Source organism: Zavarzinia sp. (assembly GCF_041650655.1).
GTDB lineage: Bacteria > Pseudomonadota > Alphaproteobacteria > Zavarziniales > Zavarziniaceae > Zavarzinia.
On record NZ_JBAZKR010000150.1, the window covers coordinates 1 to 7,308 of the forward strand.

At 68.6% G+C, this 7,308-nt stretch carries 6 protein-coding genes and 2 pseudogenes; all 8 read left to right on the top strand.

The window, feature by feature from the left end:
• Positions 1-2,058, top strand: a pseudogene (locus WC493_RS20710) (hypothetical protein); the annotation flags it as partial.
• Positions 2,058-2,339 carry an RNA-binding S4 domain-containing protein gene (locus WC493_RS20715; RefSeq protein ID WP_373068097.1) on the top strand — a complete coding sequence of 94 codons (282 nt, stop codon included), beginning with the start codon at positions 2,058-2,060 and terminating at the stop codon, positions 2,337-2,339. The pseudogene WC493_RS20710 and the gene WC493_RS20715, both read left to right, overlap by 1 nt.
• A gap of 82 nt (positions 2,340-2,421) precedes the next feature.
• Positions 2,422-2,859 (top strand): TerB family tellurite resistance protein, encoded by a 438-nt coding sequence (locus WC493_RS20720; protein ID WP_373068099.1) that lies wholly within the window; start codon positions 2,422-2,424, stop codon positions 2,857-2,859.
• A 24-nt stretch (positions 2,860-2,883) separates the two neighbouring features.
• Entirely contained in the window at positions 2,884-3,225 is a 342-nt protein-coding gene (gene fdxA, locus WC493_RS20725) for a ferredoxin FdxA (protein ID WP_373068101.1), read from the top strand.
• 418 nt (positions 3,226-3,643) lie between these two features.
• The gene (locus tag WC493_RS20730) at positions 3,644-4,159 is read left to right on the top strand and encodes a CarD family transcriptional regulator (RefSeq protein ID WP_373068103.1); all 516 of its coding nucleotides are present in this window, start codon (positions 3,644-3,646) and stop codon (positions 4,157-4,159) included.
• 170 nt (positions 4,160-4,329) lie between these two features.
• Positions 4,330-5,148, top strand: coding sequence for a hypothetical protein (locus tag WC493_RS20735; protein ID WP_373068105.1), 819 nt, complete (start codon positions 4,330-4,332; stop codon positions 5,146-5,148).
• Positions 5,149-5,252: 104 nt separating this feature from the next.
• A complete protein-coding gene (locus WC493_RS20740; RefSeq protein ID WP_373068107.1) occupies positions 5,253-6,923 on the top strand; it encodes a thiamine pyrophosphate-dependent enzyme in 1,671 nt (556 codons plus the stop codon).
• An 87-nt stretch (positions 6,924-7,010) separates the two neighbouring features.
• Positions 7,011-7,308 (top strand): annotated as a pseudogene (locus tag WC493_RS20745) (hypothetical protein); the annotation flags it as partial.

The window sequence follows — 7,308 nt, forward strand, 5'->3', positions numbered from 1 at the left end:
GCCAAGGAAGGCCGGTTGCCCGGCCCCTGGGTCGAGGAGCAGCTCGCCCGGATCGACGATACCGAGGGCGACATCGACACGCTGGCCGCGAGGCTCGCCCATATCCGCACCTGGACCTTTGTTTCCTATCGCGGGGATTGGCTTGAGCGCGCGGAGGCGCTACAGGAACAGGCGCGCGCCATCGAGGACCGCCTGTCCGACGCCCTGCACGAGCGTCTGACCCAACGGTTCGTCGATCGGCGATCGTCGGCGCTGATCAGGCGTCTGGCGGGTGAGAACGAATTGTTGGGCGCCGTCGACTCGGCAGGTGACGTGCTGGTCGAAGGAGAGTATGTGGGACGCATGTCTGGTCTGAAATTCATCCCCGACCCCGACGCCGAAGGCGTCGACGGCAAGGCCGTGCAGGCCGCGGCCAACCGCGCCCTCGGCCCCGAAGTGACGCGCCGCACCGACGAGCTGGAAGCCGCCGGCGACGACGTGTTCAAGCTCGACCCCGAGGGACGGGTAATCTGGGACGGTACCGTCCTGGCCCGCCTGACCGCCGGGCGCGATGCCTTGCATCCGCGCGTCCACCTGCTGCCCCACGAATTGCTGGACGGTGCGCAGCGCGAGCGCGTGCTGCACCGGGTGGAGCGCTTCGTCACCGCCCGCATCGAGACCGTGCTGGGCGCCCTGACCAAGCTGCAGAATGCCGAGGAACTGCCGGGCCAGGCCCGCGGCCTGGCCTATCGCCTGGGCGAGGCGCTGGGCGCCATCCCCCGGCGCGAGATTTCGGCCGAGGTGGACGCCCTGAGCCAGCCGGTGCGCGCCGAGTTGCGCCGCCTGGGCGTCAAGTTCGGCAAGCTCACCGTCTTCCTGCCCGGCCTGCTGAAGCCCGATGCGACCCAGCTCAAGCTGACGCTGCGCGCCGTCTTCACCGGCCAGGGTTCGGTCAATCCGCCGGCCGCCGGCCATGTCGCCTATCCGCTCGACGGCCAGACGCCCGACGAATGGCTGACTGTCGCCGGCTTCCGCCGCTGCGGTGCCAAGGCGATCCGGATCGACATGCTGGAGCGTCTGGACCAGGCACTGCGCGACAAGCAGAGCGACGACCTGGTCGCGCCAACGGGCGAACTGACCGGCCTGGTCGGCTGTTCGAACGAGGAATTCGTCGCCGTCATGCGCGCCCTCGGCTACGAAAAGCTGACGCTCGACGACGGCGCCATCCGCTACCGCGTGCGCGGCCGCAAGGGCCGCCCGCAGCGCCCGGTACCGGCGCCCGCAGCGGCAGCCCCCCCGGCCGCCGCGCCCTTTACCGAAGGCGACGCCTCCGCGAGCGAGACCCCCGCGGGTGACGCTCCCGAGGATGCCCGCCCCGACAGCGAAGCGCCGGAAGCCGACGGCGCCGCAGGCGAAGCGGTCGAGGGCGAGACCCCACAGGACGCCGCCGGCGAACCGCGCAAGCGCCGCCGTCGCCGCCGCCACAAGGCCCGGCCGGCCGGAAGCGAGCCTCTCGCCGCCGAGACGGCCGGTACAGAGCCGCCCGCGAGTACGACCGAATGGTCGGACGCCGCCCCGGCCGAAGACGGCGCCGTCCCCGCTGATGCGGCTGCGTCCGAGGCGCCCGCGTCCGATGCCGCCGCGGGCGAAGGTGACGCCCCGGCTGAGGGCGAAGGCGGCGCGCCCCGCCTGATCGGCCAGTTCGCGCCCAAGCCGAAAAAGCATCCGGACCCGCGCGACCGCCGCCGCAAGCAGCGCAAGCCGAACCCCGCGGGCCAGCCGGGCGAAGCCCAGGCCGCCGCGCCGGAGGCGGGTGCCCCGCAGCAGGCGCCCCGGCCGCAGCAGCCCCGCGAGCACCACAACCGCGACCAGCAGCATCGCGGCCAGGGGCAGCGGCCCCAGGGCCAGGGGAATCAGCAGGGCCAAGCGCATCAGGGCCAGGGCCATCACGGCAAGGGGCCGAAGCCCGGTCCCGGCGGCCAGAACCGCCCGCGTCGGACCGAGCCGCCGCCGCCCAAGGTGGATCCGGATTCGCCCTTCGCCAAGCTGGCCGCACTGCGGGACAAGCTGGTCCGCTGATGGCGGAAACGTCTGGACCCGCGCTGCGTCTGGACAAATGGTTGTGGCACGCGCGTTTCGTGAAGACGCGCGGCCTCGGTGCCGATCAGGCAGAGACCGGCCGCGTCCGCCTGAACGGCCAGCCCGCCCTGAAGGCGCATCAGACTGTGCGGGTCGGCGACGTGCTGACCCTGAGCTTCGGGCCGTGGGTCCGCGTCGTCCGCGTGCTCGGCCTCGGCGAACGGCGGGGCCCGGCGCCGGAAGCCCAATCCCTCTACGAGGACATCACGCCGCTAAGCTGAGCCGCGGCGCCTCCTATGTCCATAAACCGCGCAGGGTTGTCGAACGCCGGAGCGCGTGTTAGGCAGGCGCGTGTTCGAGCGATTGCTGTCATACCTGAAGGGCGAAGCGCCAGCCGACCGCGGCCGCGACGATGTGGCGTTCGCGGCTGCCGTGCTGTTGCTCGAGACGGCTTCGATGGACGACCGGATCGACCAGGCGGAACGCGCCGTGATCGAGGGAATCCTGAGCCGCCATTTCACCCTCACCCCGTGGGAATTGGCCGCGCTGATGGAAGAAGCCGGACAGCGCCAGGCCGAATCCGCCCAATTGCTGCGCTTCACCCGCACGGTGAAGGACGCCATGGCACCGGCGGAGCGGGAGCGGTTGATGGAATGGCTCTGGGAAGTGGTCTATGCCGACGGCAGGGAGCACGCGATGGAAGCCAACCTGATGCGGCGTATCGCCGGCTTGATCTATGTCGATGACGGCGCCAGTGGTGCCGCGCGAAAAAGGGTTCGGAGCCGGCTCGGCCTCGAGTGAACCGGCAAGACGGAGTGACGAGACATGACCTATGTGGTCGGCGAACAGTGCATCAAGTGCAAATATACGGATTGCGTCGAGGTCTGCCCGGTCGACTGCTTCTATGAAGGCGAGAACATGCTCGTCATCAATCCGGACGAATGCATCGACTGCGGCGTCTGCGAACCCGAATGCCCGGCCGAGGCGATCTTCCCGGATACCGAGGACGGCATCGAGAAATGGGCCGAACTGAACCGTGACTACGCCAGCCAGTGGCCCAATATCACGCGCAAGATCGACGCCCTGCCCGACGCCGACAAATACAAGGGCGCCGACGGCAAGCTGGAAAAATTCTTCTCGCCCAAGCCGGCCGAACCCCACGAATGACCGGGATGGCCGCTGCACCGCAACGGGCGGACGGCGGCTTCACCGCTTCGATGTCAGCCCCGCGCCCGCGGCAGCCCGCCATGGCGCCACCGCATGGCTTGGCGCAAGCCCGGCCATGTGTCGATTCGAGTAATCGATTCAAGCTGTTAGCGCTCAAGGCCGGACTGCCGGCTGATATTTTCAGGGCGCCGTGTCAAGGGGCAATGTGACAGTCCCTTCATTTTCGCCGCGCAGCATGATATAACCCTTCGGCTTGGCTGCCCCCCGGTGCTGCCGGCTGATCCCGAAGGAAGCCGGCGCCGATTCCCAGCATCCGCATCCGGGCATTGGCAAATGGTGTTGTGTCCACGGTTACGAAGCCCGACGGCTTCGGCCGGACGAGGACAATCTGTCTAACCGTCGAAAGTGGGACGAAGAAATGGCTGTCGTTGCGAAGAAGAAGATCACCGTCGACTATGCGGTCGGCGACCACATCGTCTATCCCGCACATGGCGTCGGCAAAATCGTAGCGGTCGAAGCTCAGACCATCTCCGGCATCGCTCTCGAACTCTTCGTGGTCGTCTTCGACAAGGACAAGATGACCCTGCGGGTGCCCATGGGCAAGGCGCAGGCGGTCGGCATGCGCAAGCTGTCCAGCCCGGACACCATGAAGGCCGCCCTCGGCGTGCTGAAGGGCCGTGCCCGCGTGAAGCGCACCATGTGGAGCCGCCGCGCCCAGGAATATGAGGCCAAGATCAATTCGGGCGACCCGGTCTCGATCGCCGAAGTGGTGCGCGACCTGCACCGCAACGCCGGCCAGCCGGAACAGTCCTATTCCGAACGCCAGATCTACGAGGCCGCTCTCGACCGTCTGGCCCGCGAAGTCGCCGCGGTCGAACAGATCGACGAGAACGCCGCGATCCAGCGCCTGGAAAAGGTTCTCCAGGCGGCCTGACGGCCCCCTTTTCTCAACAGACGGCGGCGACCGCTCCCCCCTGGGGCGGCCGCCGTTTTTCTTTGCGCCGCAGCCCACCATGGCTAGTGGCCCGTCCTCGCAACCCGCACCAGACATGGTAGAATTTCCCATGCGACTCGGGGTCAGGCCGAGCCGCCCCGGGGGACCCCATGACGGTGATGGCAAAGGCGACGAGCGAGATCTTCGGCAGGCTCGACCTGGCCCGCAGGGTCTGGTGCGTCGGCGCCATCCACGGCGAGGTCGAGCGGCTGGTCACTCTGCACGACCGCTTGGCCGCCCGCGTCGCCCCGGGCGACCGCCTGGTCTACCTCGGCAACATGATCGGGCGGGGCCCTTGCTCGGTCGATGTCCTCGACGAATTGCTGGCCTTCCGGCGCCACTTCCTTTCGTTCCGCGGGGCGGAACCCTGGGACCTCGTCTATCTGCGCGGCGCCCAGGAAGAAATGTGGATGAAGCTGGCCCAGCTCCAATTCGCCCCCAACCCGCGCGAAGTGCTCTCGTGGATGCTGAGCCAGGGGGTGGGCGCCACCCTGCGCAGCTACGGCATCGAGCCGGAGAGCGGCTTCGGCCATTGCCGGGACGGCGTGCTGGCCATCACCCGCTGGACCGCGCGCATCCAGCAGGCGGTGCACGATCATCCGGGCCACGACGAGATCTTCTACGGGTTGCGCCGCTACGCCTTGACCGGGCGGGACGGGCTTTTGCTGGTCAGCGCCGGCCTCGACACGGGACGGCCGCTGTCCGAACAGCGCGACACCTTCTGGTGGGACACGGGCAGCAATTTCCGCGCCGGCGACGAGCCCTATGGCGAGTTCCGCCTGGTCGTGCGCGGTTTCGACCGGACCGGCGGCGGCCCCGCCTTTGGCCGCCACCGGGCGACGCTGGACGGTGGCTGCGGCTTCGGCGGCCGTCTCCTGGCCGCCTGTTTCACGCCCGAAGGCGAGTTGGCCGATCGGGTCGAGGCCTGAGCCCGCGGTGACCTTTCGCCGCCACCCTGCCATGATGACAGGAGCGGACAATCCCGCCCGACACCGCCTAGAATGCCGCCGCTGATTCAGGGCGGAGACGAGTCATGGCGGGTAAGCGAAGCGGCGGGGCCATTCTGGTCGACCAATTGGCCATTCAGGGGGTGCGTCGCGTCTTTCTCGTCCCCGGCGAGAGTTACCTGCCCGCGCTCGACGCGCTCTATGCCCATTCGAACCAGATCGAAGCGGTGGTCTGCCGCCAGGAGGGCGGGGCCGCCTTCATGGCCGAAGCCCATGCCAAGCTGACCGGCGAAGTCGGCGTCTGCTTCGTGACGCGCGGGCCCGGTGCCTGCAACGCCGCGATCGGCGTGCACACCGCGATGCAGGATTCGACCCCGATGGTGCTGCTGATCGGCCAGGTCGACCGCCACATGCGCTACCGCGAAGCCTTCCAGGAGATCGAGGTCGACAGTCTCTATGGCTGGACCACGAAATGGGCGGCCGAAGTGAACGACGCCCGCCGCCTGCCCGAATTGCTCGCCCGCGCCTTCCGCATCGCCCTGAGCGGCCGGCCCGGCCCGGTCGCCCTGTCGCTGCCCGAAGACATGCTGAACGACTTGGTCGAGGTCGAGGACGCCGCCAAGGTCGCCGCCCTTTCCGCCTATCCGGCGCCTGCGCTCATGGTCGAGATGGCGGAGCGCATCCTCCAGGCCGAGCGGCCCTTCCTGATCGTCGGCGGCGGCGGCTGGACCAAACAGGCGGCGGACGACATCCGCCGCTTCGCCGCCGCCTGGAACCTGCCGACCGCCTGCAGCTTCCGCCGCCAGGACCTGGTCGACAATGCCCTCGAAGTCTATGCCGGCGAACTCGGCACTTCGGTCGACCGCCGCCTGATCGAGCGGATCAAGCAGGCCGACTTGGTGATCGCCGTGGGCACCCGCCTCTCCGAACTGGCGACCCAGGGCTATACGCTGCTCGAGGTGCCGGAGCCGGCGGTGCCCTTGATCCATGTCCATGCCGACCTGATGGAACTCGGCCGCGTCTACCGGCCGACCCTGGCGATCAACGCCGGCGTCGTCGAATTCGCCGCCGCGACCACCCGACTGCCCGTGCCGGCGACCCGCTGGGCCGGCTGGACTGCCGATTGCCGGGGCGACTATCTGGCCAGCCTGCAACCCGACCCCTGCCCCGGCCCGCTCGACATGAATGCGGTGGTCGAGACCCTGCAACGGCGCCTGCCGGAAGACGTCGTGCTGGTCAACGACGCCGGCAATTTCTCCGGCTGGCTGCAACGCTTCTGGTGCTATCGCCACTACAAGAGCCAGCTCGCCCCCGCCAATGGCGCCATGGGCTACGCCGTGCCCGCCGCCGTGGCGGCGGCGATCGAGCTGGCCGATACCCGCCTGGTGGTCTGTTTCGTCGGCGACGGCGGCTTCATGATGACTTCGCAGGAACTGGCGACTGCCGTCCGCCACGGCGCCGCCCCCCTGATCATCGTGATCGACAATGCCTCCTTCGGTACGATCCGCATGCACCAGGAACGCAAGTTCCCGGGCCGCGTGGTGGCCACCGACCTGGCCAATCCCGATTTCACGGCATTGGCCGCGGCTTACGGCGCTTACGGCGCGACGGTTGCCGAGACGGCCGAATTCGCCCCGGCGCTCGAAGCCGCCCTGCAGGCGGTGGCGTCGGGCCGGCCCGCCCTGCTCACCCTGAAGCTCTCGATCGAGGTGATCTCGTCGCGCACCACGCTGTCCAAGATGCGCGAGACGAAATAGGCGCAGGGCATTTTACGAAAAACGCAGAAGGTGCATTGCACAAGAGCCGGGCAGACAGGCAAACGCAACGCTCCCTATCGTTTTCCCATGCGAGCGACCGTCAACGACCTCTCCCTGGGCCGCCGGCTCTACGACCGGCTCGAAGCCTTTGCCCGCCACACGGAGGTCGCGGAGAATCTGACCCGCACCTTCCTTTCCCCCGCCCATCGCGCCGCCGCCGACGAATTGCTCGGCTGGATGCGCGAGGCCGGGATGGAAGCCCGGATCGACGCCATCGGCAATGTCGTCGGGCGCTATGAAGGGACTGTGCCGGGTGCCCCCTGCCTGATGATGGGCAGCCATATCGACACGGTGCGCGACGCCGGCAAATACGACGGCAACATGG